The sequence below is a fragment of the Streptomyces violaceus genome (assembly GCF_036014075.1).
In the GTDB taxonomy this organism is placed as follows: domain Bacteria; phylum Actinomycetota; class Actinomycetes; order Streptomycetales; family Streptomycetaceae; genus Streptomyces; species Streptomyces violaceus.
In genome coordinates this window covers 7451533-7477380 of sequence record NZ_CP107911.1, presented here as the reverse complement: position 1 = coordinate 7477380, position 25848 = coordinate 7451533, and the positions used below count along the sequence as shown (strand labels likewise).

At 71.4% G+C, this 25848-nt stretch carries 24 protein-coding genes; 4 read left to right on the top strand and 20 right to left on the bottom strand.

From position 1 onward, the window contains the following. Positions 1–61: 61 nt before the first annotated feature. Complete coding sequence (locus tag OG542_RS33705) at positions 62–766, top strand: DUF5995 family protein (protein WP_328415767.1); 705 nt, start codon at positions 62–64, stop codon at positions 764–766. Here OG542_RS33705 and OG542_RS33700 read toward each other — a convergent pair. Together OG542_RS33700 and OG542_RS33695 are read right to left on the bottom strand one after the other, a co-directional pair. Further along, positions 763–2475: a flavin monoamine oxidase family protein gene (locus OG542_RS33700; RefSeq protein WP_311124666.1), complete on the bottom strand. Its 1713-nt coding sequence runs from the start codon at positions 2473–2475 to the stop codon at positions 763–765. The genes OG542_RS33705 and OG542_RS33700 overlap by 4 nt on opposite strands. 44 nt (positions 2476–2519) lie before the next feature. Further along, complete coding sequence (locus OG542_RS33695; RefSeq protein ID WP_328415763.1) at positions 2520–3308, bottom strand: carbon-nitrogen hydrolase family protein; 789 nt, start codon at positions 3306–3308, stop codon at positions 2520–2522. A 307-nt stretch (positions 3309–3615) separates the two neighbouring features. On the opposite strand from OG542_RS33695, the gene OG542_RS33690 reads away from it, so the two are divergent. Further along, on the top strand, positions 3616–4173 hold the full coding sequence (locus OG542_RS33690) for a Repetin (RefSeq protein WP_328415761.1): 558 nt from the start codon (positions 3616–3618) through the stop codon (positions 4171–4173). On the opposite strand, the gene OG542_RS33685 is transcribed toward OG542_RS33690, so the two are convergent. The 8 genes from OG542_RS33685 to rpe form a co-directional block, all read right to left on the bottom strand. Next, positions 4148–5293 carry an MFS transporter gene (locus OG542_RS33685; protein ID WP_328418214.1) on the bottom strand — a complete coding sequence of 382 codons (1146 nt, stop codon included), beginning with the start codon at positions 5291–5293 and terminating at the stop codon, positions 4148–4150. The genes OG542_RS33690 and OG542_RS33685 overlap by 26 nt on opposite strands. A gap of 125 nt (positions 5294–5418) precedes the next feature. Further along, positions 5419–5871: an Lrp/AsnC family transcriptional regulator gene (locus OG542_RS33680; RefSeq protein WP_003988931.1), complete on the bottom strand. Its 453-nt coding sequence runs from the start codon at positions 5869–5871 to the stop codon at positions 5419–5421. A gap of 10 nt (positions 5872–5881) precedes the next feature. Next, complete coding sequence (locus OG542_RS33675; RefSeq protein WP_261679902.1) at positions 5882–7348, bottom strand: amino acid permease; 1467 nt, start codon at positions 7346–7348, stop codon at positions 5882–5884. Positions 7349–7580: 232 nt separating this feature from the next. Next, entirely contained in the window at positions 7581–7709 is a 129-nt protein-coding gene (locus tag OG542_RS33670) for a hypothetical protein (RefSeq protein WP_328415757.1), read from the bottom strand. An 89-nt stretch (positions 7710–7798) separates the two neighbouring features. Continuing rightward, complete coding sequence (locus OG542_RS33665; RefSeq protein WP_311124670.1) at positions 7799–9241, bottom strand: GuaB1 family IMP dehydrogenase-related protein; 1443 nt, start codon at positions 9239–9241, stop codon at positions 7799–7801. Positions 9242–9349: 108 nt separating this feature from the next. Further along, positions 9350–9703, bottom strand: a complete 354-nt coding sequence (locus tag OG542_RS33660) for a barstar family protein (RefSeq protein ID WP_328415756.1) — start codon at positions 9701–9703, stop codon at positions 9350–9352. 24 nt (positions 9704–9727) lie between these two features. Further along, on the bottom strand, positions 9728–10771 hold the full coding sequence (locus tag OG542_RS33655; protein WP_261679906.1) for a sugar-binding transcriptional regulator: 1044 nt from the start codon (positions 10769–10771) through the stop codon (positions 9728–9730). A gap of 78 nt (positions 10772–10849) precedes the next feature. Then, the gene (gene rpe, locus OG542_RS33650) at positions 10850–11536 is read right to left on the bottom strand and encodes a ribulose-phosphate 3-epimerase (protein WP_189726416.1); all 687 of its coding nucleotides are present in this window, start codon (positions 11534–11536) and stop codon (positions 10850–10852) included. Positions 11537–11694: 158 nt separating this feature from the next. Here rpe and OG542_RS33645 point away from each other — a divergent pair, with 158 nt between their 5' ends. Next, on the top strand, positions 11695–13842 hold the full coding sequence (locus OG542_RS33645) for an MMPL family transporter (RefSeq protein ID WP_328415752.1): 2148 nt from the start codon (positions 11695–11697) through the stop codon (positions 13840–13842). On the opposite strand, the gene OG542_RS33640 is transcribed toward OG542_RS33645, so the two are convergent. Together OG542_RS33640 and fmt are read right to left on the bottom strand one after the other, a co-directional pair. Then, positions 13823–15250: an RsmB/NOP family class I SAM-dependent RNA methyltransferase gene (locus OG542_RS33640; RefSeq protein ID WP_328415750.1), complete on the bottom strand. Its 1428-nt coding sequence runs from the start codon at positions 15248–15250 to the stop codon at positions 13823–13825. The genes OG542_RS33645 and OG542_RS33640 overlap by 20 nt on opposite strands. A gap of 64 nt (positions 15251–15314) precedes the next feature. Next, on the bottom strand, positions 15315–16247 hold the full coding sequence (gene fmt, locus OG542_RS33635; RefSeq protein ID WP_328415748.1) for a methionyl-tRNA formyltransferase: 933 nt from the start codon (positions 16245–16247) through the stop codon (positions 15315–15317). Positions 16248–16570: 323 nt separating this feature from the next. On the opposite strand from fmt, the gene OG542_RS33630 reads away from it, so the two are divergent. Beyond that, entirely contained in the window at positions 16571–17122 is a 552-nt protein-coding gene (locus tag OG542_RS33630; protein WP_328415746.1) for a hypothetical protein, read from the top strand. Positions 17123–17224: 102 nt separating this feature from the next. Here OG542_RS33630 and OG542_RS33625 read toward each other — a convergent pair whose 3' ends face one another. The 8 genes from OG542_RS33625 to OG542_RS33590 form a co-directional block, all read right to left on the bottom strand. Then, positions 17225–19378, bottom strand: coding sequence for a primosomal protein N' (locus OG542_RS33625; protein ID WP_328415744.1), 2154 nt, complete (start codon positions 19376–19378; stop codon positions 17225–17227). 121 nt (positions 19379–19499) lie between these two features. Continuing rightward, the gene (gene metK / locus OG542_RS33620; RefSeq protein WP_193480190.1) at positions 19500–20708 is read right to left on the bottom strand and encodes a methionine adenosyltransferase; all 1209 of its coding nucleotides are present in this window, start codon (positions 20706–20708) and stop codon (positions 19500–19502) included. A gap of 238 nt (positions 20709–20946) precedes the next feature. After that, complete coding sequence (gene coaBC / locus OG542_RS33615) at positions 20947–22149, bottom strand: bifunctional phosphopantothenoylcysteine decarboxylase/phosphopantothenate--cysteine ligase CoaBC (protein WP_328418212.1); 1203 nt, start codon at positions 22147–22149, stop codon at positions 20947–20949. Positions 22150–22264: 115 nt separating this feature from the next. Next, positions 22265–22537, bottom strand: coding sequence for a DNA-directed RNA polymerase subunit omega (gene rpoZ, locus OG542_RS33610; RefSeq protein WP_003988945.1), 273 nt, complete (start codon positions 22535–22537; stop codon positions 22265–22267). A gap of 70 nt (positions 22538–22607) precedes the next feature. Beyond that, positions 22608–23201 (bottom strand): guanylate kinase, encoded by a 594-nt coding sequence (gene gmk / locus OG542_RS33605; RefSeq protein ID WP_184597168.1) that lies wholly within the window; start codon positions 23199–23201, stop codon positions 22608–22610. A gap of 58 nt (positions 23202–23259) precedes the next feature. Next, complete coding sequence (locus OG542_RS33600) at positions 23260–23583, bottom strand: integration host factor (RefSeq protein WP_003977346.1); 324 nt, start codon at positions 23581–23583, stop codon at positions 23260–23262. A 277-nt stretch (positions 23584–23860) separates the two neighbouring features. Beyond that, positions 23861–24706: an orotidine-5'-phosphate decarboxylase gene (gene pyrF / locus OG542_RS33595; RefSeq protein ID WP_328415741.1), complete on the bottom strand. Its 846-nt coding sequence runs from the start codon at positions 24704–24706 to the stop codon at positions 23861–23863. Next, complete coding sequence (locus tag OG542_RS33590) at positions 24703–25809, bottom strand: quinone-dependent dihydroorotate dehydrogenase (RefSeq protein WP_328415739.1); 1107 nt, start codon at positions 25807–25809, stop codon at positions 24703–24705. The genes pyrF and OG542_RS33590 overlap by 4 nt, the downstream gene beginning before the upstream one ends. Positions 25810–25848: the final 39 nt, after the last annotated feature.

Sequence of the window (25848 nt, the reverse complement as noted above, 5' to 3'; positions counted from 1 at the left end):
TTTCGGGGAAGCGCCGGGCCAGCCGGTACTCCCGCCAGCCTAGAGCTGGGACTCTGCCCGCATGCCGCGATGCGAACAAGTCCCCCCAGCCGTGGACACTCCGGTCGACGCAGTCATCTCCCGCATGCGCGCCCTCGACGCGGCCCTGCACCCCCGGGATGGGGTGGCGGTCTTCAACCGCGTCTACCTCGCCGTGACGGAGGCGGTGGACCGGTACGTCGACACCGGGCGGTTCGCGAACCCGCACGCCGCGATCACGCTGGACGTACGGTTCGCGGAGCGGTACCTGGAGGCCGTCGAGGCGGCGGAACTGGAACAGCGCCCACCCGCCTGCTGGCGGCCGCTGTTCCAGTTCCGCCGCCATCCCGGGGTACGGCCGTTGCAGTTCGCCCTCGCGGGCATCAACGCGCACATCGGGCACGATCTCGCCCTGGCCGTCGTGGACACCTGCCGTACGCTCGACTGCGCTCCCGCCGACCTGGAGGACGAGTTCGACACGGTGGGCGATCTCCTCGTCTCGCTGGAGGAGCGCATCCGCGAAGATCTGATGCCGGGCCCCGACCTCCTCCAGATCGCCGACCCGCTGACCCACCTGCTCGGCTCCTGGAGCCTGGACCGCGCCCGGGACGCCACCTGGACGGCGGCCCGGGCCCTGTGGGCACTGCGCGGACTCCCCGACGTGGCCCAGGAGTTCACCGAACACCTGGACATGACGGCGGGCCTCGCGGGGCGCATGCTGCTCACGCCCCTGCCCGAGTACTCCTAGTCCTCCGGCAGCTCGACGGGCGCGATCTCGTCGTACACGTCGCCCGGCCCCGGGTTGGTCGGGTCGGTCGTGCCGCCGAAGTGGTGCATGACGCCCCAGACCGCGTTGAGGGCGGTCTGGACGGCGCCCTCGGCCCAGCCGGCCGTCCAGGAGATGTCGTCGCCGGCGAGGAAGATGCCGCGCTTGTCCTCGGGCAGCTCCTCCTGCATGAAGTGCGTGAACAGGCGCCGCTGGTAGCGGTAGTGGCCGGGCAGGTTGGCCTTGAACGCGCCCATGAAGTAGGGCTCGTTCTCCCAGGAGACGGTCACCGGGTTGCCGATGATGTGCTTGCGGATGTCGACCTTGGGATAGATCTCGCCGAGCGACTTCAGCATGACCTCCATCCGCTCGTTCGCGGACAGCGGCAGCCACTTCAGGCTGTCGTCGCACCAGGTGTAGGAGAGGCAGATGACGGCGGGCTTGTCCGGGCCGTCGTCGAGCAGGTACGTCCCGCGCGTCATACGGTCGGTGAGCGTCATCGACATGACGTCCCGGCCGGTCGGATTTCCCCTGTCGTCGACGGCCTTGTCCAGCCAGAACGGCCGGTCAACCGGCACGAAGAGCTTGGAGCTCTCCATGTAGTGGGTCCGCTCGATCGCGGTCCAGTGGTCGATCGGGAAGAGCGAGTCGTCGCAGGCGATCTTCGACAGCAGCATCCAGGACTGGGCGGTGAAGATCGCCGTCCGATAGGTGCGGATGTCGCCGTTCGCGTCGGTGACCGTGATGCGGTTGCCGGCCGTGCGGTGCAGCCGGGTCACCGCCGGGCGCGGCTCGCCGCCCTCGTGCAGGCTTGCGAGCGAGGTCCCGTAGGACCAGTGGACGATCTTCTCCGGCTCACGCTCCCAGAGGCGCAGTGGCAGCTGCTGGGAGCCGCCGACGATGCCGCGGTGGTGGTCGTCGGCCTCGGTGTAGACGACACGCAGGATCTCCAGGATGGAGTTGGGGAAGTCGGTGTCCCAGCCGCCCGTGCCGAAGCCGACCTGGCCGAAGATCTCGCGGTGCCGGAAGGACTTGAACGCCTCGGAGTCGCAGAGGAAGCCGTAGAAGGTCTGGTTGTCGAGCTTCTCGACGAGCCGGGACCAGATCTCGCGGATGCGCGGGACGTCCCGCTCGCGCAGGGCCCGGTTCATGTCGGAGAAGTCGGCTCCCTGCTCCAGGCACCTGTTCCAGGCCTCGGCGACGTCCCGGTAGACCTGGGGCAGGTCGGCGATCGTCTCGGCGTAGTGCGACTCGCCCTTGAGGTCGACGACGGTCGACGGGGTCGCCTCCGCGAGGGGGTTGGGGAAGGACCGCGTCTGCAGGCCGACCAGGTCGATGTAGTGCTGGAGGGCGGTGGACGACGGCGGGAAGCGCATCGCGCCCATCTCGGCGGTGAGAGACTCGTCGCACCCGTCGAAGCCCACCGTCCGCAGCCGGCCGCCGATCTGGTCCGCCTCGTACACGACCGGCTTGAGGCCCATCTTCATCAGCTCGTACGCGGCGACGATGCCGGACAGGCCGCCGCCGATGACCGCGACCTCCGTGCCGTGCTCGGTCGCGGGTATCTGCCCGAGACCCGCCGGGTGTGCGAGGAAGTCGTCGTACGCGTACGGGAAGTCCGGGCCGAACATGGTGATCGGCGGCTGCTGCGCGTCTGCGTGCTCGACGGCGTTGGGCACGGTGGACGTCATGGGCTACGGACTCCTTGCAGAAGAAACAAACAGGTGTGAGGGGATCAGGCGAGCGACCCGTACAGGCCCGGGCGCCGGTCCAGCAGATACGGGTTGGCCTCGCGGGACGCGGCGAGGAAGGCCGGGTCGACGTCGGCGAGGGCGAGCTCCTCGCCCCGTCCGGCCCGGGTGCGGGCGACCCCGTCGGGCCCGGCGAGCGTGGACAGCCCCACGAACTCGAACTCGCCTTCCCGGCCGACCCGGTTGACGTACGCGACGTACATCTGGTTCTCGAAGGCACGCACCGGGATCATCGACTCGGCGACGAACTGGAACGGGTGCATCTGGGCCGTCGGGACGAGAAGCAGGTCGGTGCCGGCGAGGGCGTGGGCGCGGACGTTCTCCGGGAACTCCACGTCGTAGCAGATCAGGAGCCCGACGCGCAGACCGTCGATCTCCGCCTGCACGACCGGCTGGTCCCCCGGTGTGAAGTGGTCGCGCTCGAAGCAGCCGAAGAGGTGGGTCTTGCGGTAGTTCGCGAGACGGGTGCCGTCGGCGGAGATCAGCTGGGCGGAGTTGAACACGGCGTCGCCCGACCGCTCGGGGTAGCCGTAGGCGATCGCCAGGCCGTGGCCGGTCGCGATCTCGGCGACGGCGTCCGCGTGGTCTCCGCCGGCGGGCTCGGCGAGGCGGCCGATGTCGTCGCCGATCGCGTACCCGGTCAGGAACATCTCCGCCGTGACGAGCAGCCCGGCGCCCGCGGCGGCGGCCCGGCCCGCGGCCTCGTCGAGGACCTTGAGGTTCTCGACGGTGGAGCCGGGGCGGCCGGAGCTCTGGAGCAGGGCGGTGCGCATGCGTGTTCCTCACCGGGACGCGGAGGGTTTTCGGGGGCCTGATAGACGGTACGGTCGGCGGGCTCGGCCGGACAAGGAGCAGCCATTGCGCGCCGGTGAGCTGATCATTGCGTCCCTCGACGGCTCGGCGGCGATTCGTTGCGGGACCGCGGTCGTATGTCGGTCCATCCGTGGGCGCAGACCGGTGCGGCGCTCCCCCGCCGGGCGGCGGAGGCGGGGTCACGTCCCCGGAGCGATGTGGCGCGGGCGCCGCGCCGGGACAGTGGTGAGCGTTCCAGCGACCTGCATCCCTGCGGAAAGGACCGCCATGAACCGCCGTACGAAGACCGCCGTGTTCGGGGCCGCGCTGCTGCTCACCGCGACCGCCGCGGCGGCCTCCGCCGCCGCGTCCTCCGACTCCGGCTCCGGCTCCCCGGTGCGAGCGCGCGAGGCCGCCGCGCTCACCGGCAAGGCCAAGCTGTACCGCTCGGCCGGGGACGACATCACCTTCTCCTTCGACGCGCACCTGGCCGCGAAGGACAAGGCCGACCCGATGAAGGCCACCGGCACCTTCGAGTGGAGCCACTACCTGAACGGCGAGGGCGCCCGGGCGAAGGCGAAGGTGGACTGCCTGCTCACCGGCGGCAAGGTGGCCGTCGTCTCCGGTGTCATCACCTCCTCCGACCTGCCCGGCGCGAAGGGCAAGCGGGTCGGGATCACCGTGCAAGACCTCGGTCACCGCGACCGGCTCGGCTACAGCTGGGCCTCGACGGGCACCCCGGTCGAAACGAAGGACCTGCCCAAGTGCGTGGGTTCGGCGCCGTTCGAGAAGGTCAAGAAGGGGACCGGCGACTTCTCGGTCACCCCCTGGCAGCCCGACCTCTAGCAGCCAGCAGGAGCGCGGTCACCAGGTACGGCACGGCGAACCACGCGAAGGCCGTGCCATGTCCGGTGGCCGTGCCGAGCGCCCCGTAGCCGACGTACACGGCGACGGTGGCCAGTTCCGTGCCCAGCCCGGCGACCGAGGTGAGGGTGGCCCGGCCGGAGTCGTCGATGCGCTGCTGGAGCCGGGCGTCGGCCAGCACGCTCGCCGCCTGGAAGCCGCCGAAGGCGAGCGCCACGAGGGCGATTCCAGCCAGGGTGCCGGCACCGGCGCCCACGGCCAGGGCGAGTGCCGCACCCGCGAGCAGCGCCGCGAGGCCCTTCGGGCCGAGGCGTTCGCCCGCCCCGGCCAGCAGTCCTCCGGCTGTGGCTCCCGCCCAGATCAGCAGGAGGAGGTAGGGCACCAGCGCGTCGGAGACACCGGTGTCCCGGACCAGCAGCGGCGTGTACTCGTCGAGGGCGCCCCACACGGCGGTGACGGCCGGGACCAGCAGGAGCGCTCCGCGTACGGACCGGTCGGCGCGGGCCTCGGCGAGCCCGGCCTTCAGGGTCGCGGTCCAGCTGTCCTGCCCGGCCGCCGGGGTCCGGTGTTCCGGGAGCCGGGCCGCCGTCGCCGCCGCCAGCAGGCACACCAGCACGCTGGCGGCGCCGACGGCCGTGTGGCCGCCCCAGGCGAACACCGGTCCGGCCAGTCCGGTCGCCGCCATCACGGCCACCAGGCCGGCCGCACGGGCCCGGCCCATGACACGGGCGTACCGGTCGGCCGCGCCGAGCCGCTCCAGTTCGTCGTAGACCAGTGCCTCGCACGCGCCGGAGGCGAGGGCTCCGCCCGCGCCCCACAGCACGAAGCCCAGCGCGAAGGCGCCGTACGACGGGAGGAACGTCCACAGGGCGAAGCCGGCGGCCGTGAGCAGCGGGCCGATCCACAGCAGCCGACGACGCGACACCGAGTCGGCCCAGGCGCCGGAGGGGACCTCCAGCAGCACGCCGGTGACCGACCACAGGGCGAACAGGGAGGAGATCTGCCAGACCGACAGACCGGTGTCGCGGAACAGCAGCGCGTACACCGGGTAGAGCAGGACGAAGTCTTCGAGGAACGCGTAGCCGTACAGCGTGCCGGTCAGCCGGCGGACGCCGGAGCGGTGGCGCGTACGGCGGCCGGGACGGTCCTCGGAAGGCTCTGCTGTGGATCAATGTCGCCAGGTCATGACACCGATGGTAGGCCGGTCGGGCTGATCACGCCGCTGAATTACGTGGGCGATCCCGAGGAGAAGCGCCGCAGCAGCGGCGACAGCACGAGCACGGACTTGGTCCGCTCGACGAACGGCTCCCCGGCGATCCGCTCCAGGACCCGTTCGAAGTGCCGCATGTCGGAGGCGAAGACCTGGGCGATCGCGTCCGCGTCCCCGGTGACGGTGGACGCGGCCACGACCTCCTGATAGCGCTCCAGGCCCCGCTGGATGGTCTCCGGGGAGGTGTTCCCGCGGCAGTAGATCTCGACGAACCCCTCGGTCTCCCAGCCGAGGGCGCCCGGGTCCACCCGGACGGTGAAGCCGGTGATGGCTCCGGTGGCGCGCAACCGGTCCACGCGCCGTTTCACGGCGGGTGCGGACAGGCCGACGATCTGGCCGATGTCGGCGTAGGAGCGGCGGGCGTCCTCGGCGAGGGCGTGCACGATGCGTTCGTCGAGATCGTTCAGCACAGTGGGTTGATCACTTCTCGGATGGTGCGAGTCGGGAACGGCGATAGCCGTACACGAAGTAGAACACGAGCCCGGCGGCCATCCAGACACCGAAGACCACCCAGGTCACGGCCGACAGGCTGCCCATCATCCACAGGCAGAAGCCGAAGCCCAGCGCCGGCATGACCGGGGAGAGCGGCACCCGGAAGGTGCGGGGCATGTCCGGGCGGGTCCGGCGCAGCACCACGACGGCCACGTTGACGAGCGCGAAGGCGAACAGGGTGCCGATGCTGGTGGCGTCGGCGAGCTGCCCGAGCGGGATCGCGGCGGCCAGCACACCGCAGAACAGCGACACGATCAGGGTGTTGGCGCGGGGGGTCTTGGTCTTCGGGTGGACCTTGGAGAAGACCTTCGGCACCAGCCCGTCGCGGGACATGGCGAAGAGGATGCGGGTCTGGCCGTACAGCACGGTCAGGACCACACTGGCGATGGCGATGACCGCGCAGAAGGCCAGCAGCGTTCCCCAGAAGGTCTGCCCGGTGACCTCGCGCATGATCTGGGCGAGGGCGGCCTCGGAGTCGGTGAAGTTCTCCCAGGGCTTGGCACCGACCGCCACGGCGGCGACGAGGACGTACAGCGCGGTGACGATGACCAGCGACAGCATGATCGCGCGGGGCAGGTCGCGCTGGGCGTTCTTCGCCTCCTCGCCGGCGGTGGAGGCGGCGTCGAAGCCGATGTAGGAGAAGAACAGCGTCGCCCCGGCGGCGCTGACACCCGCCATGCCGAGCGGCATGAAGTTCTCGTAGTTGCCGGAGCGGAAGCCCTGGACACCGATGGCGCAGAACAGCACCAGGGCGGCGATCTTCACGATGACCATGACGGTGTTGGCGCGGGCGGACTCGCGGGCGCCGCCCAGCAGGAACGCCATCGCGAGCAGCACGACGATCAGCGCGGGCAGGTTGAACACACCGCCGTCGCCGGGCGGGGCGGACAGGGCGGCCGGGATGGTGACGCCGATGGTCCCGTCGAGCAGTTCGTTGAGGTATTCGCCCCAGCCGACCGCGACGGCGGCGACGGACACGCCGTATTCCAGGACCAGGCACCAGCCGCAGATCCAGGCGACCAGTTCGCCCATCGTTGCGTACGCATAGGAGTACGAGGACCCGGCGACCGGGATGGTCCCGGCGAGCTCGGCGTACGACAGGGCCGAGAACAGGGCGGTGAGGCCGGCGATGACGAAGGAGAGCGTGACGGCCGGGCCCGCCTTGGGGACGGCCTCGCCGAGGACGACGAAGATGCCCGTGCCGAGGGTGGCACCGATGCTGATCATGGTGAGCTGCCAGAGGCCGAGGGAGCGCCGCAGCGACCCTCCCTCACCCTGGCCACCCTCCGCGACCAGGTGTTCCACCGGCTTGCGACGCATGAGGCGCGCACCGACACCCGGGGCGGGCGGGGTGGTCTGACTACTGCTGTGCGGGGGTGCGCCTTGGTCGAGCACGTGCTGGGCTCCTTATCGCTGCCGGTCAGGGCGGCAGGGACCGGCGGCACCTCTGGAGCAGAGACCCACCGAGCGGGGTCCCTGCCACGCCACGTACGAGGCGACAGCCTACGAGGATCGGCGTTGCTGGTGAAATGCAGCAACCTTGCGCATCCCCGCAAGATCGTTGCGTTCCTCGGGGCTCGGTGGGTGTTCGTTGCGGAATGGCTGTCGACCGTTGCGTAATGGGCCGTCAGAGGGCCTTCACGCGAAACGTGCAGGGGTCGGCCCGGTCATGCGGGACGCCGTCGGAGTCCCCGACTCCACGCTCGCGCGCCAGTCGCACCTCGATGTCCTGGGCCCCGCAGGCGGCGATCTCCATCCGCGCGACGGTAGGACCCGCGCCTGCCGAACGGCCCCCGGTTTCCGCAGGGCGGGACACCGGGGGCCTTACGAAAGGGCGTTGGCGTGTCAGCTCCAGCTGGCGTGCAGGGGCTTGCCCTCGGCGTAGCCGGCGGCGCTCTGGATGCCGACGATGGCCTTCTCGGCGAACTCCTCCAGGGAGCCGGCACCGGCGTAGGTGCAGGAGGAGCGGACGCCCGCGATGACCGAGTCGATCAGGTCCTCGACGCCGGGGCGGGCCGGGTCGAGGAACATGCGGGAGGTGGAGATGCCCTCCTCGAACAGCGCCTTGCGGGCGCGGTCGTACGCCGACTCCTCCGACGTGCGGTTGCGCACGGCACGCGCGGACGCCATGCCGAAGGACTCCTTGTACGCCCGTCCCTGCGCGTCGTGCTGGAGGTCGCCCGGGGACTCGTAGGTGCCCGCGAACCAGGAGCCGACCATCACGTTGGACGCGCCGGCCGCCAGCGCCATCGCAACGTCGCGCGGGTGGCGGATGCCGCCGTCGGCCCACACGTGCTTGCCGTACTTCTTCGCCTCGGCGGCGCACTCCAGGACGGCGGAGAACTGGGGCCGGCCGACGCCGGTCATCATGCGGGTGGTGCACATGGCGCCGGGTCCGACGCCGACCTTGACGATGTCCGCGCCCGCCTCGATGAGGTCGCGCACGCCCGCGGCGGCCACCACGTTGCCCGCGACGATCGGCACCTGCGGGTCGAGGTCGCGCACCAGCTTCAGGGCGCTGATCATCGACTCCTGGTGTCCGTGCGCGGTGTCGATGACGAGCGCGTCGACGCCCGCGTCCAGCAGCTGCTGGGCCTTGCCCGCGACATCGCCGTTGATGCCGACGGCGGCGGCGATGCGCAGCCTGCCCTGCGCGTCGGTGGCCGGCTTGTAGAGCGTGGCGCGCAGGGCGCCCTTGCGGGTGAGGATGCCGGCAAGCGTGCCGTCCTTGTGGACGGCGGGGGCGTAGCGGCGGTTGGCGTGGTCGAGGGTGTTGAAGGCCTCGCCCGGGTCCTTGTCCGCGTCGATGAGCAGCAGGTCCCGGGACATGACCTCGGCGAGCTGCGTGAAGCGGTCGACACCGGAGAGGTCGGAGTCGGTGACTACCCCGATGGGCTTGTGGTTCTCGTCGACGACGACACCGGCGTTGTGCGCCCGCTTGGGCAGCAGCCCCAGCGCGTCCGCGACGGTCTGGTGCGGGGACAGGATGATCGGGGTGTCCAGCACCAGATGCCGGCTCTTCACCCAGGAGACGACGTCGGTGACCACGTCGATCGGGATGTCCTGCGGTATGACGACGAGGCCACCGCGGCGGGCCACGGTCTCGGCCATGCGGCGGCCGGCGATGGCGGTCATGTTGGCGACGACGAGCGGGATGGTGGTGCCCGTGCCGTCCGGGGAGCTGAGGTCGACGGCCTGCCGCGAGCCCACCGAGGAGCGGCTCGGCACCATGAAGACGTCGTCGTACGTCAGGTCGTACCCGGGCTGGATGTCATTGAGGAAACGCACGTGCTGCACATCCCAGTCGATCAGAGGTGACCCCCGGACCGGCCGGCCAGGGGGAAAGAGCACGTACTTCATTCTCCCATGCCCGAGGTCCGGACGTCCCCCAGCTGATCATCCAGGCTGGTCAGGGGGCCTCTCGGAGGATGCTCCAAGACCGAGGGTCACGAAAAGACCAGGGCCCCGGTCCGTCGCCTCGGCGAAGATCTCCTCCGCGACCTGCCACTCCTCGGGCCGCGTCATGGCGTACGTCCGCCAGCCCGTCACGACGACCAGCAGTCCCCGCTCCTCGGAGCCCTCGGGCCAGAGGGCGGGGTCGGCCAGGCAGTCGGCCAGGGCGTCCCAGTTACGGCCGAACCAGTCGGGCAGGGCCAGATCACGGGCGCAGCGGTCCATGAGGCCCGCCTTGTCCGTGACCCCGTCGAGGTCCAGAACGACCACGATCCGGCCCGCCGGGTCGTCCGGCACCCCGTGCGACTCCCTCACCACTCGTCAGACCCCGTCCGGATCGGTCCTGTTGAGCGCGGACCTGGGCGCCGGGCCCGCCGTCATCAGGTAGTCCGCGGCAGACGTGTCCGTGACCAGGCTGGTGACCAGCCCGGACCGCAGCACCGCGTCGATCGCGGGTCCCTTGCGCTGCCCGCCCGCGATCGCGACGACCTCGGGGACGCGGCGGAGCTGGTGGGTCTTGACCGTGATGCACCGCTCGCCCAGGTCCCGGCCGACCCTGCGGCCCTCGGCGTCGAAGAGGTGCGCGGACATCTCCGCGGCGACACCGAGGGAGGCGTAGTGGGAGCGCTCCTCGTCACTGAGCATGTCGTGCACCGTGGAGATGCCCGGCTCCCAGGATCCGATGGAGACGCAGGCGACGGTGACCTTGTCGAAGTGCTCGAACGCCCGTGCGATCCCCGTCTGGTTGCGCAGTGCGGTGGCCGTGGCCGCGTCGGGCAGCAGCATCGGTGCGTAGATGGGGTGGGCGTCGCCCCCGGACACCTGGGCGGCGCGGCGTACGGCCTCGACCGAGCCGCGCTCGGCGGTCCCGGCGTCGTACACGCCCGTCAGCTGCACCACCGTGCACGGCGGCAGGCGGTCGAGCGCCGCCGCCATGTGGATCGTGGAACGGCCCCAGGCCAGTCCCAGCACATCACCTTCGTTGACCAGTTCGCCGAGCAGGTCGGCGGCCACTTCTCCCAGGTTCTCGGGGTCCGGTGTCTCCTCGGCCTCGGCCGGGGACTCGACCACGACAGCGTGCCTGAGGCCGTAGCGGGCACGGAGCGCGTCCGAGCGCTCGGCGTCCAGTTCGGCCGGCACACGGATCTCGATACGCACGAGATCCCGTTCGAGGGCGGTCTCCAGGACCCGGGCCACCTTGAAGCGGCTGACGCCGAACTCCTCCGCGATCTGGATCTTGGACTTGCCCTCTAGGTAGAAGCGGCGGGCCATGGCCGCCGCCTGCACCAGCTCAGCGGGTCCCATCCGCATGGCTGACCGGCCCGCCGACATACCCGACACGGCGATCTCCTCACTGCTGTTCACACTCTGGATTCGCCGTTCATCCTTGCAGATCCGGCGCACTTGATCAGCCCTGATCGGAGCCGTTCACTTTGCTGTGGCTCAGTGGTCGCAGGCCCAGGATGCCTTGGCCGTCGTCGCCTCAGCCTGCGTGCGTAGTGCACGTACCGCCTCGGCCGGGTCTTTTGCCCCGTAGACCGCCGATCCGGCCACGAAGACATCGGCTCCGGCGTCGGCGCACCGCTCGATGGTGGAAGCCGAAACTCCGCCGTCGACCTGGAGCCAGAGTTCCAGACCGTGCTTGCTGATCAACTCGCGGGTGCGGCGAATCTTCGGAAGCATGATGTCGAGAAAGGCCTGTCCCCCGAAGCCCGGTTCCACCGTCATGATCAGCAGCATGTCGAGCTCGGGGAGCAGGTCCTCGTACGGCTCGATGGGGGTCGCGGGCTTCAGCGCCATGGAGGCGCGGGCGCCCTTGGCGCGGATCTCCCGGGCGAGCCGGACCGGAGCGGCGGCCGCCTCGACGTGGAAGGTGACGGAACCGGCCCCCGCTTCCACGTACTGGGGCGCCCACCGATCGGGGGCCTCGATCATCAGATGGCAGTCCAGCGGAGTGTCCGTCGCACGGGCGAGCGACTCTACGACCGGCACCCCTAGCGTGAGGTTCGGGACGAAATGGTTGTCCATGACGTCGACGTGGAGCCAGTCGGCTCCCTCCACCGCCTTCGCCTCGTCCGCGAGGCGAGCGAAGTCGGCGGACAGGATGCTGGGGTTGATCTGCGCGGCCATGGCCTAAGCCTATGCGCTGCGCTGGGCTTGGGCGGTGGGGGTCCCGGGACTGGCGGTTCTCGTCGGCCGCGGGTCGTGTGTGGCTGGTCGCGCCCACGCGGCGGAGCCGCACATGTCACGGCCCCGCGCCCCTTCAGGGCATCGGTGCGGAGGTCCGCATGACGAGCAACCGCGGTATCGGGCATCTCGTCTGCGGGCGGCGGGCCAAGTGGCTGGTGCTGGTGTTGTGGCTGGTCGTGCTGTTCGTGGCGGCACCGTTCGCGATGAAGCTCACCGATGCCCAGGACAACGACGCGGCGTCCTGGCTGCCGGGGTCCGCGGAGTCGACGCAGGTGCTGGAGATCTCCGAGGACTTCCGGCCGGAGCAGATCCCGGCGGTCGTGATCTACGCCCGCGACAGCGGGCTGACGGACCGGGACCGGGCGCAGATCGCCGAGGACGTAGGACAGCTCAAGGAGCTGCGGGACCACGGCATCCGGGGCGCGGAGACGCGCGGGCCGGTCTACGACCGGCAGGTCGACCCGCGGGCCGCGCAGGTCCTGGTGCCGATCACGATGGACGAGCAGGGCTGGGAGCGGATCTCACCCGCCGTCGACTCCATCAGGGACGACGTCGGCGAGGGCGGCGGCGGTCTGGCCGTGCACATCACCGGCCCGGGCGGCACCTCCGCGGACTTCGCCGAGGCCTTCGAGGGCATCGACTCGACGCTGCTGTTCTCGGCGATGGTCGTCGTCATCGTCATGCTGCTCATCACGTATCGCAGCCTGACCCTGCTGGTGGTGCCGCTGATCGCGGTGGTCTGCGCGCTGTTCACCTCCCAGGCACTGATCTACCTGCTGGCCGAGCACGCGGGCCTGACGGTCAACGGCCAGAGCGCCGGCATCCTCACGGTGCTCGTCTTCGGCGCGGGGACGGACTACGCCCTGTTGCTGGTCGCCCGCTACCGGGAGGAGTTGCGCCGGCACGAGGACCGGCACGAGGCGATGGCCCTGGCACTGCACCGGGCCGGCCCGGCCGTGCTCGCCTCCGGCGCGACGGTCGTCCTGAGCATGCTGGTGCTGCTGGCCGCCGAGATGAACTCCACGAGCGGCCTGGGCCCGGTCGCCGCGATCGGCGTCGCCGTCGCCCTGCTGGCGATGATGAGCCTGTTCCCGGCCCTGCTGGTGGTCTGCGGTCGGTGGATCTTCTGGCCGGCGATCCCGCACTACGGCAGCCCCGACCCGACCGAGCGCGGCATCTGGGCGCGCACGGGCCGCCGTATCGCCGGGCGCCCCCGGATCACCTGGGCCGTGACGGCGCTGGCCCTGGCGGTCTGCTCACTGGGCCTGGTCCAACTGCGCGCGGAGGGCATCAGCAACGCGGACGCGTTCACCGGGAAACCGGACTCGATCACGGGCCAGGAGGTGTCGGCGCGCTACTTCCCGGCGGGCAGCGGCGATCCCCTGGTCATCGTGAGCAACCGGGCGCAGGCCGAGCAGGTGGGCCGCGCGGTCGCGGAGACGCAAGGCGTGGTCCCGACGTCTCTGGGACTGCCGCCGGGCACCAAACCGATCTACGAGGGCAAGGTCCTCTTCGAGGCCACCATGACCGCCCCGGCGGACAGCGAGGCCGCCAAACAGACGGTGGAGCGGGTCCGGGACGCCGTGCACGGAGTGCCGGGCGCCGACGCCCAGGTGGGCGGCGGTACGGCGGCCCTGCTCGACATGGACAAGGCGACCACGCACGACAACGTGCTGATCATCCCGCTGGTGTTGCTGGTCGTCCTGCTGATCCTCTGTGCCCTGCTGCGCGCCCTGATCGCCCCGTTGCTGCTGGTCGGCACGGTGATCCTGTCGTTCGCTGCGGCGCTCGGCCTCAGCGCGCTGGCCTTCCGGTACGTCTTCGACTACGCGGGCGAGGCGACCGACTTCCCGCTGTTCGTCTTCGTCTTCCTGGTCGCCCTGGGCATCGACTACAACATCTTCCTCACCACTCGCATCCGCGAGGAGGCGGCCCGCCAGGGCACCAGACGGGGCGTGGTCACGGGGCTCGCCGCCACCGGCGCGGTCATCACCTCCGCGGGGCTGGTGCTGGCCGGCACGTTCGCCGCCCTCGGCACCCTCCCGATGGTCGCCTTCGCCGAGATCGGCTTCGCGGTCGCCCTCGGCGTCCTCATCGACACGTTCATCGTGCGTTCGGTCCTGGTGACGTCGCTGTTCCTGGACGTGGGACCGAAGGTGTGGTGGCCGCACCGGCTGGCCAGGGAGGACGGCGGTGCGGCGAACCGGGAGAGTGTCCAAGCGGGGGTCAGCCGGTCCGGCGAATGAGTGCCAGGTACATGGCATCGGTCCCGTGCACATGCGGCCACAGCTGCACGTCGGGTCCGTCGCCCAGCTCCGGTACGCCGGGCAGCAGCGGCCGCGCGTCGACGAGGTCGGTGTCCGGGATCTGCTTGAGCACATCGGCGACCACGGCCCGGGTCTCGGCGAGGTGCGGCGAGCACGTCGCGTAGCCCACGACACCGCCGACCCGCACCGACTCCAGGGCGGTGCGCAGGAGCCCGCGCTGCAACGGCGCGAACCCCTCCAGGTCGCTGGGCCGGCGCCGCCAGCGTGCCTCGGGGCGGCGCCGCAGGGCACCGAGACCGGTGCACGGCACATCGACCAGGACCCGGTCGAAGCTGCCGGACCGCCACGCCGGACGGGTCCCGTCCGCGGCGATCACCTGATACGGCCCTGGATTGCCGTCCAGCGCGTTGGCCACGAGCCCGGCCCGGTGCGGCTGCTTCTCGGAGGCGAGCAGCATCGCACCCCGTTCGGCGGCCAGGGCGCCGAGCAGCGCGGCCTTGCCGCCGGGCCCCGCGCACCCGTCCAGCCACCGCCGGTCGGGCCCCTCCAACGGCGCGTTGGCGAGGGCGATCGCCACGAGCTGGCTGCCCTCGTCCTGCACACCCGCGCGCCCGTCCCGGACGGCCTCGATGGCGCCCGGCTCGCCGCCCTCGGTCAGCCGCACGGCATACGGCGACCAGCGCCCCGGCACCGCGGCGTCCTCACCGAGCAGTTCCTCGGCGGTGGCCCGCCCGGGCCGCGCCACCAGGGTCACCTCGGGCCGCTCGTTGTCGGCGCGCAGCAACTCCTCGATCCCGGCGCGCCCGCCGCCGAGGGAGTCCCACAGCGCGGAGACGACCCACCGCGGATGCGAGTGGACGACGGCGAGGTTGTCCTCGGGATCCTCGTCGTAGGGAGGCGCGACCCGCTCCAGCCAGCCGTCCAGATCGTCCTGCGCGATCTTCCGCAGCACGGCGTTGACGAACTTGGCCCGTCCGTCGCCGAGCACGACGCGCGCGAGTTCGACGGTGGCGGACACGGCCGCGTGGGTCGGGATCCGCGTCCCGAGCAACTGGTGCGCACCGAGGCTCAGCACGTCCAGCACCGGCGGGTCGACGTCCCCGAGCGGCCGGTCCACGCAGGTCGCGATGACCGCGTCGTACGTCCCTTGCCACCGCAGCGTCCCGTACACCAGCTCGGTGGCGAGCGCCGCGTCCCGCGCGTCGAACTTCTCGGGTCCCTCGTTCTCCCGCGCTTTGCGCAACAACGGCGGCAAAACGAGGTTGGCGTAGGCGTCCCGCTCGTCCACGGCCCTCAGCGCCTCGAAGGCGAGGATGCGGACGGGGTCCTTCTTGGGCCGACGGTAGGGCTTGCCGGACGTGCGGGGCCGACGGGGCTGTTCGCTCACGAAAAATGTGCTCCGGGTGTGAGAAGAAGTGCGCCGTCCAGCCTACGCCGCATGGAGCGGGGCATCAGCCCCCGAGCCGCTCCCCCTCGCCGATCCGCACGCCGCGCGCCCAGTCCGCCGCCCTCATCGGCTTCTTGCCCTGGGCCTGCACCCACAGCAGCTCGACACCGTGCGAACCGGTGCCGACGTACACGTTGTTCTTCGCTACGGAGATCTGCCCGGGGGCGAGGCCCGCCCGGTCGGGCACGGGGGCGACCTGGATGAGCTTGAGCCGCTCACCGCGGAAGGTGGTCCAGGCGCCCGGAGCCGGGGTGCAGCCTCGTACCATCCGGTCGACGCGCAGCGCGGGAGCGCCCCAGTCGAGGTGGGCGTCCTCGACGTTGACCTTCGGGGCCAGGCTGACCCCCTCGGCCGGCTGCGGTACGGCCTTCAGCGTGCCGTCCTCGATGCCGTCCATGGTCGCCGCGAGCAGCCCGGCACCGGCGAAGGCGAGCCGCGTCAGCAGGTCCCCGCTGGTGTCGGTGGCCCGGATCTCCTCGGTCACCGTCCCGTACACCGGCCCCGAGTCGAGCCCCTCCTCGATCAGGAACGTGGAAGCCCCGGTGATCTCGTCGCCGGCCATGATGGCGTGCTGCACGGGCGCGGCCCCGCGCCAGGCCGGCAGCAGGGAGAAGTGCAGATTGACCCAGCCCTGGGCGGGGACGTCGAGGGCGACACGGGGCAGCAGCGCCCCGTACGCGACGACGGGACAGCAGTCCGGCGCGATCTCCCGCAGCCGCTCCAGGAACTCGGGGTCCTTCGGCTTCGCGGGCTTCAGCACCTCGATCCCGGCCTCCTCCGCCCGCTCGGCGACGGGCGACGCGACCAGCCTGCGCCCGCGCCCGGCCGGCGCGTCGGGCCGCGTGACGACGGCGGCCACCTCGTGCCGCCCGGAGGCGAGAAGAGCGTCCAGAGCGGGAACGGCGACCTCGGGTGTACCGGCGAAGACGAGCTTCATGGGGTGGTGGGGGCCTCTCGGGCGGGGATGAACGACGGGCAGCACACCAGTCTATGAGCCACACGACGGAAGGCCGCCGACGGCGCCCGGCCCCCACGGGAGAGCTCAGCCTCTTGGTTGGCTGTTACGGGTGGTGCGCGGGTGGGAGACAAACCGAGGCTGCAGGCCGAGGCGCACTCCCCCGGCGCACAGGCGCACGCATATGCCCCCACGCCCCCACACCGTGACCCGCGGAGCGAATCCGCGTTGGTCAAGACAGAGTTGACCACAACGGGCCGTGATCACGGCCCATTCCTTTCAACGCCGGTTCGAGAGGCTTGTTCATGGCCGACCACGCAACCCACGACGCCCAGGCTCGGGCCAGCCTGCACTTGCTGGTGCGGGACATCGAGCGGGTCCGCCGGCAGGTGGACGCACTGCGCACACTCACCGCCCAGTTGGGCAATGTCTACCGCCCGCGCCGCTCCGGCCCCGCCACGGGCTTCGTCGTCTACGGACGCGCCCCCGCCCCGACGGTACGTCTCGCCCAGGAGCTGCGGGACAGTGTCGAGACCCTGGTCACCGCGGCCGTGGACTTCGACCGCTCACTCGGCTTCTCCTGGGACGCGGTGGGCTCCGCGCTCGGAGTCACCAAACAGGCGGTGCACCGCCGTTACGGCGCACGCCGTGCCGCGGCCACGGCCCAGTCGGCCGCGGCCGAGCCGGAGCGCACACCGGAGCCGACGGCCAGTCGCACGGTCAGCATGCCCACCGGCCTGCCCACGGTCCCGACGGTCCCCGCGGCCCGCTCCATGCCCACACAGCCGACGGCAGGCAGCCCCGCACTCCGCGACGAGGCACGGCCGACGGCGTTCCCCGGCCCGCGCAACGGCTGAACCGCCCCTTGCCCTGCCCTCCCGGGACGCCTTCGGGAGGGCAGCCGCACATCCGGGCGACGCCCCGCCGGATCTGGTGCGGCAGCTCACCCGCTCCACGGCTCACCCGATGTCAGCCGGGTCGATCCGCACCCAGACGCCGGCCCCACTCCCGCCCCCCCGAGCCATCCGCGCGGCCTGCGCGGCCTTGAGCGCGGCGGCCAGCGCGGCCCCCTTCCCCGGCGGCACCCGCAGCAACGCGCGCTCCCACCGCTCCCCGGGCGGCGGCGCCCCCACCCGCCGCGGTCGCCCCGCGGCGGGGACGGGCAACGGCACCGGCCCCAGCACCTCGGCTTCCGGCGGCAGTCCGGCCGTACGAAGAAACTCGGCCACCGCCTCCGCCGGCCCCGACACGGCCGCCATCCGCGACACCGGCGGAAACCCCAGCTCGGCCCGCTCGGCGAGTTCCCGCACCGCGTGACCGACGGGATCCCACCGTACGAGCGCCTGGACGGGGCGCAGCGTCGGCTCGGCGACGACCACCACCGTCCCGCCGGCGGACTGGGGCCGGACGAGTGCCCCGGCGGCGATCCATCGCCGCAGCGCGTCCTCCCCGGCCCTCAGGTCGGGCCGCCCGAGCATGGCCCAGCCGTCCAGCAGCAGCGCCGCCGCATACCCGCCCTCGGCGACCGGTTCGGCCCCCGGCGTGCTCACCACCAGCGCGGGCGCCCCCGGGACCGTGTCGAGCACGTGTTCACGCCCCGAGGTCCGCACCGGAACCGCGGGGAAGGCGCGCCCGAGTTCCTCGGCGGTCCGCCGCGCCCCCACCACCGAGGCGCGCAGCCGGAAGGCACCGCACTCCGGGCAGTGCCAGCCGCTCTCCTCGCGGCCGCACCACGCGCAGCACAGGGCACCGCCGTCCCGCGTCTCCATCGGCCCGGAGCAGTGCCGGCACCGCGCGGGCGCCCGGCAGTTGGCGCACGCCATGCGCGGCACGTATCCCCGCCGGGGCACCTGCACCAGCACCGGGCCGTGCCGCAAGCCGTCCCTGACGGCCTGCCAGGCGAGGCTAGGCAGCCGGGCGGCCCGGGCGGCCTCGTCCCGAGCGAGGTCCCCGTCCCCCACGGTGCGCACGAGCGGGGCGGCTCCCCGGACCTGCTCCCGCCCGGCGACCAGCGGCCGGGCCCACCCGCTCTCGACGAGCTGGGCGGCCTCCACGGTGCAGCCCCAGCTGCCCAGCAGGAAGCCGCACTTGTCCTGGGCGGCCCGCAGCAGAAGCACCTCACGCGCATGCGGCTGCGGGGCGTGCTGTTCGCTGTGACTGTCGTCCCCGTCGTCCCAGAGGGCCACGAGCCCGAGGTCCTGGACCGGTGCGAACATCGCGGCCCGGGTCCCGATCACGGCCCGTACGGATCCGCGCCGCACCGCGAGCCACTGCGCGTACCGCTTCTCGGGCCCCGCGTCGGCGGTGAGCACCGCGTGCCGCCCCTCCCCGAGCAGGGAGGTCAGCGCGGCGTCGGCCCGCGCGACGGCCCGTCCGTCGGGCAGGACGACGAGCGCCCCGCGCCCGGACGCCAGCGTCGCCGCGACGGCCCGGGCCAGCTCCTCGCTCCACCGCGGCCCCGGCAGCGCGTTCCACACGGCCCGTGGCGCACCGCCGGACGCCAGGGACTCCACGAAGGCCGCTCCCCGGTCGTACCGCTGCCAGGATCCCGCCTCGGGGGCCGGGGGCGGCGGCAGGGGGGTGGGAGAGGCGCGCTGCTCGGCGCGCGCGTTACGCGGTGGTACGGCGAGTTGCAGGACGTCCGCGAGGCTGCCCGCGTACCGGTCGGCGACCGCCCGGGCCAGCCCCAGCAGTTCCCCGCTCAGCACCCGCTCGGGCGACACGACCTGAGCGAGGGCGGCCAGCGGCCCGGAGTATTCGGACTCGGCCAGTCGCTCGACGAGGAACCCGTCGATCAGCCCGCCGCCTTCGCGCCGCCCGTCCCGCACCCGGTGCCGCCCGGCCCCGAACCGCACCCGCACCCGCACGCCCGGCTGGGCCTCGGCGTCCAGCTCCTCGGGCACGGCATAGTCGAAGTACCGGTCGAGATGGAGCACGCCCTTGTCGACGAGGACGCGCGCGACAGGCAGCTCCTTGGCGAGCGCGGCTCCCCGCCAGGTCCGCGGCTTCGCCCGGGGCGTCTTGGCCTTCCGCACGCTCTCCCGGATGAGCGCGAGCTGCTCGGGCGGCGCACCCTCCGCACCGCCGTCCGCCTGTCCGTTCTCGCTGCTCACGCTTGCATTCTTACCAAACACCACTGACAACCGGCGGCCCCGGCGACGCCCCCGGAGGTACGACGAGGCCCGGCCCCCCGAAGGGTGCCGGGCCTCATTCGGTGCCGTTAGAGCGTCGGACCTACAGGCCCGCCGCCTTGCGCAGCGCGTCCACACGGTCCGCCCGCTCCCAAGTGAACTCGGGAAGCTCACGGCCGAAGTGGCCGTACGCCGCGGTCTGGGCGTAGATCGGGCGGAGCAGGTCGAGGTCGCGGATGATGGCGGCCGGGCGGAGGTCGAAGACCTCGTCGATCGCCTTCTCGATCTTCTCCGTGTCGATCTTGGCGGTGCCGAAGGTCTCGACGAACAGGCCCACCGGCTCGGCCTTGCCGATCGCGTACGCGACCTGGACCTCGCAGCGGGTGGCGAGACCCGCGGCGACCACGTTCTTCGCGACCCAGCGCATCGCGTACGCCGCGGAGCGGTCGACCTTGGACGGGTCCTTGCCGGAGAAGGCACCGCCGCCGTGGCGGGCCATGCCGCCGTAGGTGTCGATGATGATCTTGCGGCCGGTCAGGCCGGCGTCGCCCATCGGGCCGCCGATCTCGAAGCGGCCGGTGGGGTTGACCAGGAGACGGTAGTTCTCCGTGTCGAGCTTGATGCCCTCGTCCAGGAGCGCCTTCAGCTCCGGCTCGACGACGAACTCCTTGATGTCCGGAGCCAGCAGCGAGTCCAGGTCGATGTCGGAGGCGTGCTGGGAGGAGACCACGACGGTGTCCAGGCGGACCGCCTTGTCGCCGTCGTACTCGATGGTGACCTGGGTCTTGCCGTCCGGGCGCAGGTAGGGGATGGTGCCGTTCTTGCGCACCTCGGACAGGCGATTGGACAGGCGGTGGGCCAGGAAGATCGGCAGCGGCATCAGCGTCGGGGTCTCGTCCGTCGCGTAGCCGAACATCAGGCCCTGGTCGCCCGCGCCCTGCTTGTCGAGCTCGTCCTCGTCGCCCTCGACACGGGACTCGTACGCCGTGTCGACACCCTGGGCGATGTCCGGGGACTGTGCGCCGATCGACACCGAGACGCCGCAGGAGGCGCCGTCGAAGCCCTTCTTCGAGGAGTCGTAGCCGATTTCGAGGATCTTGTTCCGGACCAGCGTCGCGATGTCCGCGTACGTCTTGGTCGTGACCTCGCCGGCCACGTGCACCAGGCCGGTCGTGATCAGGGTTTCGACGGCGACCCGAGAGGTCGGGTCCTCGCGGAGCAACGCGTCGAGAATGGTGTCGCTGATCTGGTCAGCGATCTTGTCAGGGTGACCCTCGGTCACGGACTCCGAGGTGAACAGGCGACGGGACACAACGCTCCCTGGGGTTGCAGCGGCTGCTGTCTGATCATTGGCGGACGGCGAGGGCTGCACCTCGCGCCGTCCGTGGAACAGTTTACGGGTCACGCTTCGGCCACGGCCCCCCTGTCTCGCCACTCGGGAGTGCTGTGACCTGCGGCACGGGCATTCTGCCCAATCGCGAGCGCCGTTGGCCAGAGGCGCCACGCCCCGATCGGCCGGGTTTCGGCAGAGGCGCAGGGCGACTGAGACATCAGCCGAGGCGCCCGGCCACCAGGTCCCACACGGTCTCCGCCAGGGCTTCCTTGGGCCCGTACGGCACCCCGGTCTCGCTGCCGTCGGTGCCGAGCACCACGGCTTCGTTCTCCTCGGAACCGAAGGTCTTGCGCTCCCCGACCTCGTTCACCACCAGCAGATCACAGCCCTTGCGCTTCAGTTTGGCGCGGCCGTTGGCGAGCACGTCGTCCGTCTCCGCGGCGAAGCCGACGATCACCTGTCCGGGGCGAACCCGGTCGGTGGAGATCTCCGCGAGGATGTCCGGATTCCGCACCAGGGCGATCGGCTCCGGCTCCTGGTCGTCCTTCTTCTTGATCTTCCCGGCCGCGTAGGTCACCGGACGGAAGTCCGCCACCGCTGCCGCCATGACCACGGCGTCGGCGTCGGCGGCGGCTTTCAGCACCGCCTCGCGCAGGTGCGTGGCCGTACCGACGGGGACGACGTCCACCCCGGCCGGGTCCGGCAGGGTGCTGTTGGCCGCGATCAGTGTGACGCGGGCGCCGCGGGCGACCGCGGTGCGGGCGAGGGCGTAGCCCTGCTTGCCGGAGGAGCGGTTGCCCAGGAAGCGGACCGGGTCCAGGGGCTCGCGGGTGCCGCCCGCGCTGACCACGACATGCCGGCCCTTGAGGTCCGGCTCGGTCACGCCACGGGCCAGCACCCGGCGGCACACCTCGAAGATCTCACCCGGGTCGGGCAGCCGGCCCTTGCCGGTGTCGACGCCGGTGAGACGGCCCACGGCCGGCTCGATGACGAGGGCACCGCGGCGGCGCAGCGTCGCCACGTTCTCCTGGGTGGCCGGGTGCTCCCACATCTCCGTGTGCATGGCGGGGGCGAAGACGACCGGGCAGCGGGCGGTGAGCAGGGTGTTGGTGAGCAGGTCGTCGGCGAGACCGTGGGCCGCCTTGGCGAGCATGTCGGCCGTGGCCGGGGCGACGACGACCAGGTCGGCATGCTGTCCGATGCGGACGTGCGGGACCTCGTGGACGTCGTCCCACACCTCGGTGGAGACCGGGTGCCCGGAGAGCGCGGACCACGTGGCGGCGCCTACGAAGTGCAGCGCGGAGGCCGTGGGCACCACGCGCACGTCATGGCCCGACTCCGTCAGCCGCCGCAGCAGCTCACAGGCCTTGTACGCGGCGATGCCGCCACTGACCCCCAGAACGACCTTCGGCTTGTCCACCGCTTCTCCCCGGACCTCGGCAACCGGCACAACGTACGACTCCATGACACACCACAGGCCCGGCAGTCGACCTGCCGGGCCTGTGGAAAAGTCAGCATGAAGCTGGAAACGCTACTTACTGCGCCGGGCCCTCGACGGCCTCGGACGTGAGCAGCCCCGCGTTGATCTCGCGGAGGGCGATCGAGAGCGGCTTCTCGTGGACGTGGGTGTCGACGAGGGGACCGACGTACTCGAGGAGGCCCTCGCCGAGCTGCGAGTAGTACGCGTTGATCTGGCGGGCCCGCTTGGCCGCGTAGATCACGAGGCTGTACTTCGAGTCGGTGGCCTCGAGGAGCTCGTCGATCGGCGGGTTGATGATGCCCTCGGGCGCGGAGATGGAAGAGGACACGCTCTACCTTCCGATGGGTGGGAAAGAGTCTGTCGGGGTGATCAGCGAGGATCGGATCGATCAGCGATGGTCACACCACGTCCATCAAGGCTAGCAGCTCGCGAGCCACGTCCTCGACGGAGGTGTTGACCAGGGTGGTGTCGAACTCCGGCTCGGCGGCGAGTTCGATCTTCGCCGCCTCGAGCCGGCGCTCGATCACCTCGGGCGGTTCGGTACCCCGCCCGGTGAGTCTGCGCACCAGCTCCTCCCAGGAGGGAGGAGCCAGGAACACCAGCTGGGCCTCGGGCATCGACTCCCGGACCAGACGGGCTCCCTGCAGGTCGATCTCGAGGAGGACCGGCTCGCCGGCCTCCAGGCGCTCCTGCACGGCCGCACGCGGCGTGCCGTAGCGGTTGCCGGCGAACTCGGCCCACTCCAGCAGTTCGCCGTTGGCGATCAGCTTGTCCATCTCGTCGTCGGTGACGAAGAAGTAGTGGACTCCATGCTTCTCGCCGGGGCGGGGCTTGCGGGTCGTCGCCGACACGGAGAGCCAGACCTCGGGATGTTCCTTGCGCATATGGGCGACAACCGTGCTCTTGCCGACCCCTGAGGGGCCGGAGAGCACGGTCAGCCGCGGACGTACGTCCGGGGGTACGGGGGTCGTCCCCCGGGGTGTTGCAGCCATGCAGCGATTATCCAGCAATCCCGGAGTGCCCGGGACTCGCATCCCCGGAGTGCCCGGTTCAGGAACCGGTGCTGCCGAACTCGCGCTCCAAGGAGGCGATCTGGTTGGAACCGAGGCCGCGCACACGACGGCTCTCGGAGATGCCGAGTCGCTCCATGATCTGCTTGGCGCGGACCTTGCCCACGCCCGGCAGGGACTCAAGAAGAGCGGAGACCTTCATCTTTCCGATGACGTCGTTCTCCTGGCCCTGCTTGATGACCTCGTGGAGGGAGGCGCCGGAGTGCTTGAGTCGATTCTTGACCTCGGCCCGCTCCCGGCGAGCCGCGGCGGCCTTTTCGAGCGCGGCTGCGCGCTGTTCAGGGGTAAGGGGCGGAAGAGCCACGCCTACGTCACCTCGGATGTCGAACTGTCGGATACGGACCGGTGAGGAACCTAGTCGCCCCACACCTGGGGAGCCACGAGCAACACGCTCGCCCGTTGACTCTCGTCGGAGACTAGCGGGCAAGTCCGCCAGAGTCAGCGAGAACAGCGGAAAAGTCCTGGTCAGCCTTCATCTGAACAGACATTTAGGACATACTGCCCCGGATTTGAGGATGTATTCAGACTCAAGCCCGCCCCCGCGCACTCATCGGAGGACTCACAAGAAGGTCGGGAAGTGGTCAGGACGAGGTCACAGCGTGACGGATCTCCTCCGCGAAGCGTTCCGCGGCGTCACGCAGCGCGACCGTGTCGGGACCGTGGCGTAGCACTCCCCGGCTGACGTTCGGCACGACGTTGCGCACCGCCGCCCCGAAGACCCCCGGAAGATCGGCCGGCGTGGCCCCCTGGGCGCCGATGCCGGGCGCGAGGAGCGGACCGTTGATGTCCAGGTCGTACGACGACAGGTCACCGAGGGTGGCGCCGACGACCGCGCCGAAGGATCCCAGGGGCTCCTCCCCCGCGTTCTCGGCGGACAGGTGCGCGAGCATCGTCGCTCCGACGTTCCGGCCGTCGGACCGTACGGCGTGCTGGACCTCGCCGCCCTCCGGGTTGGAGGTCAGTGCCAGCACGAACAGCCCGGCGCCGCTCTCCCGGGCCAGTGCGACGGCCGGGCTGAGCGAGCCGTAGCCGAGGTAGGGCGAGACGGTCAGCGCGTCGGAGAACAGCGGCGCGTCCTTGTGCAGGAACGACTCGGCGTACGCGGCCATGGTCGAGCCGATGTCGCCGCGCTTGGCGTCCGTCACGACCAGGGCACCCGCCGCCCGCGCCTCGGCCACCGACGTCTCCAGGACGGCCAGTCCACGCGAGCCGAACCGCTCGAAGAACGCGCTCTGCGGCTTGAGCACGGCGACCCGGTCGGCCAGCGCCTCGACGACCGTGCGGCTGAACCGCTCCAGCCCTGCCACGTCGTCGTTCAGACCCCACTCGGCGAGCAGGGAGGCGTGCGGGTCGATGCCGACGCAGAGCGGGCCGCGCTCGTCCATGGCCCGGCGCAGGCGCGCGCCGAAGGGTTCGAGACCACTCATGCCGTCTTCCTCACGTCGGCGCCCACCGCGTCGGTGAGCGTGGCGTACGGGCTGGTGCGCAGACGCGCGGCGAGCCCCTTGTGGAGGGCGCGAGCGTAAAACGGCCCCTCGTAGATGAAGGCGCTGTAGCCCTGGACCAGCGTGGCACCGGCCAGGATGCGCTGCCAGGCGTCCTCGGCGTTCTCGACGCCGCCCACGCCCACCAGGGTGATCCGGTCGCCCACGCGCGCGTAGAGGCGGCGCAGGACCTCCAGGGAGCGCTCCTTCAGCGGCGCCCCGGACAGGCCACCGGTCTCCTTGACGAGGGAGGCGTCCGACTTCAGGCCGAGTCCTTCGCGCGCGATGGTGGTGTTGGTGGCGATGATCCCGTCCAGGCCGAGTTCCACGGCCAGGTCGGCGACGGCGTCGATGTCCTCGTCGGCGAGGTCCGGCGCGATCTTGACCAGGAGCGGGACGCGCCGCGCGGACACCGCGCCGTCGGCGGCCTCGCGGACGGCACTCAGCAGGGGGCGCAGCGCCTCGGTCGCCTGGAGGTTGCGCAGCCCCGGCGTGTTCGGGGAGGAGACGTTGACGACCAGGTAGTCGGCGTAGGGGGCCAGCCGCTCGGCGGACTTCACGTAGTCCGCGACGGCCTCCTCCTCGGGTACGACCTTGGTCTTGCCGATGTTGACGCCGACGACGGTCCTGAAGACCGGCGTACGGGAGGCCAGGCGGGCGGCGACGCGGAGCGAGCCGTCGTTGTTGAAGCCCATGCGGTTGATCAGCGCCCGGTCCTTGACCAGCCGGAACAGCCGCTGCTTGGGGTTGCCGGGCTGCGGCTCGCCGGTGACCGTGCCGATCTCGACGTGGTCGAAGCCGAGCATCGCCATGCCGTCGATGCCCACGGCGTTCTTGTCGAAGCCGGCGGCGAGCCCGAAGGGTCCGTGCATGCGCAGCCCGAAGGCCTCGGTGCGCAGCTCCTTGTGGCGGGGCGCGAGGGCGGCCGCGAGGAAGGTGCGCAGCACGGGGACGCGGGCGGCCAGGCGGATCCAGCGGAAGGCGAGGTGGTGCGCCTGCTCCGGGTCCAGCCGCTTGAAGACGAGACTGAAGAAGATCTTGTACATGATGTCCTCACGAAGACGTGGCGTCCTCACGAAGAGGGG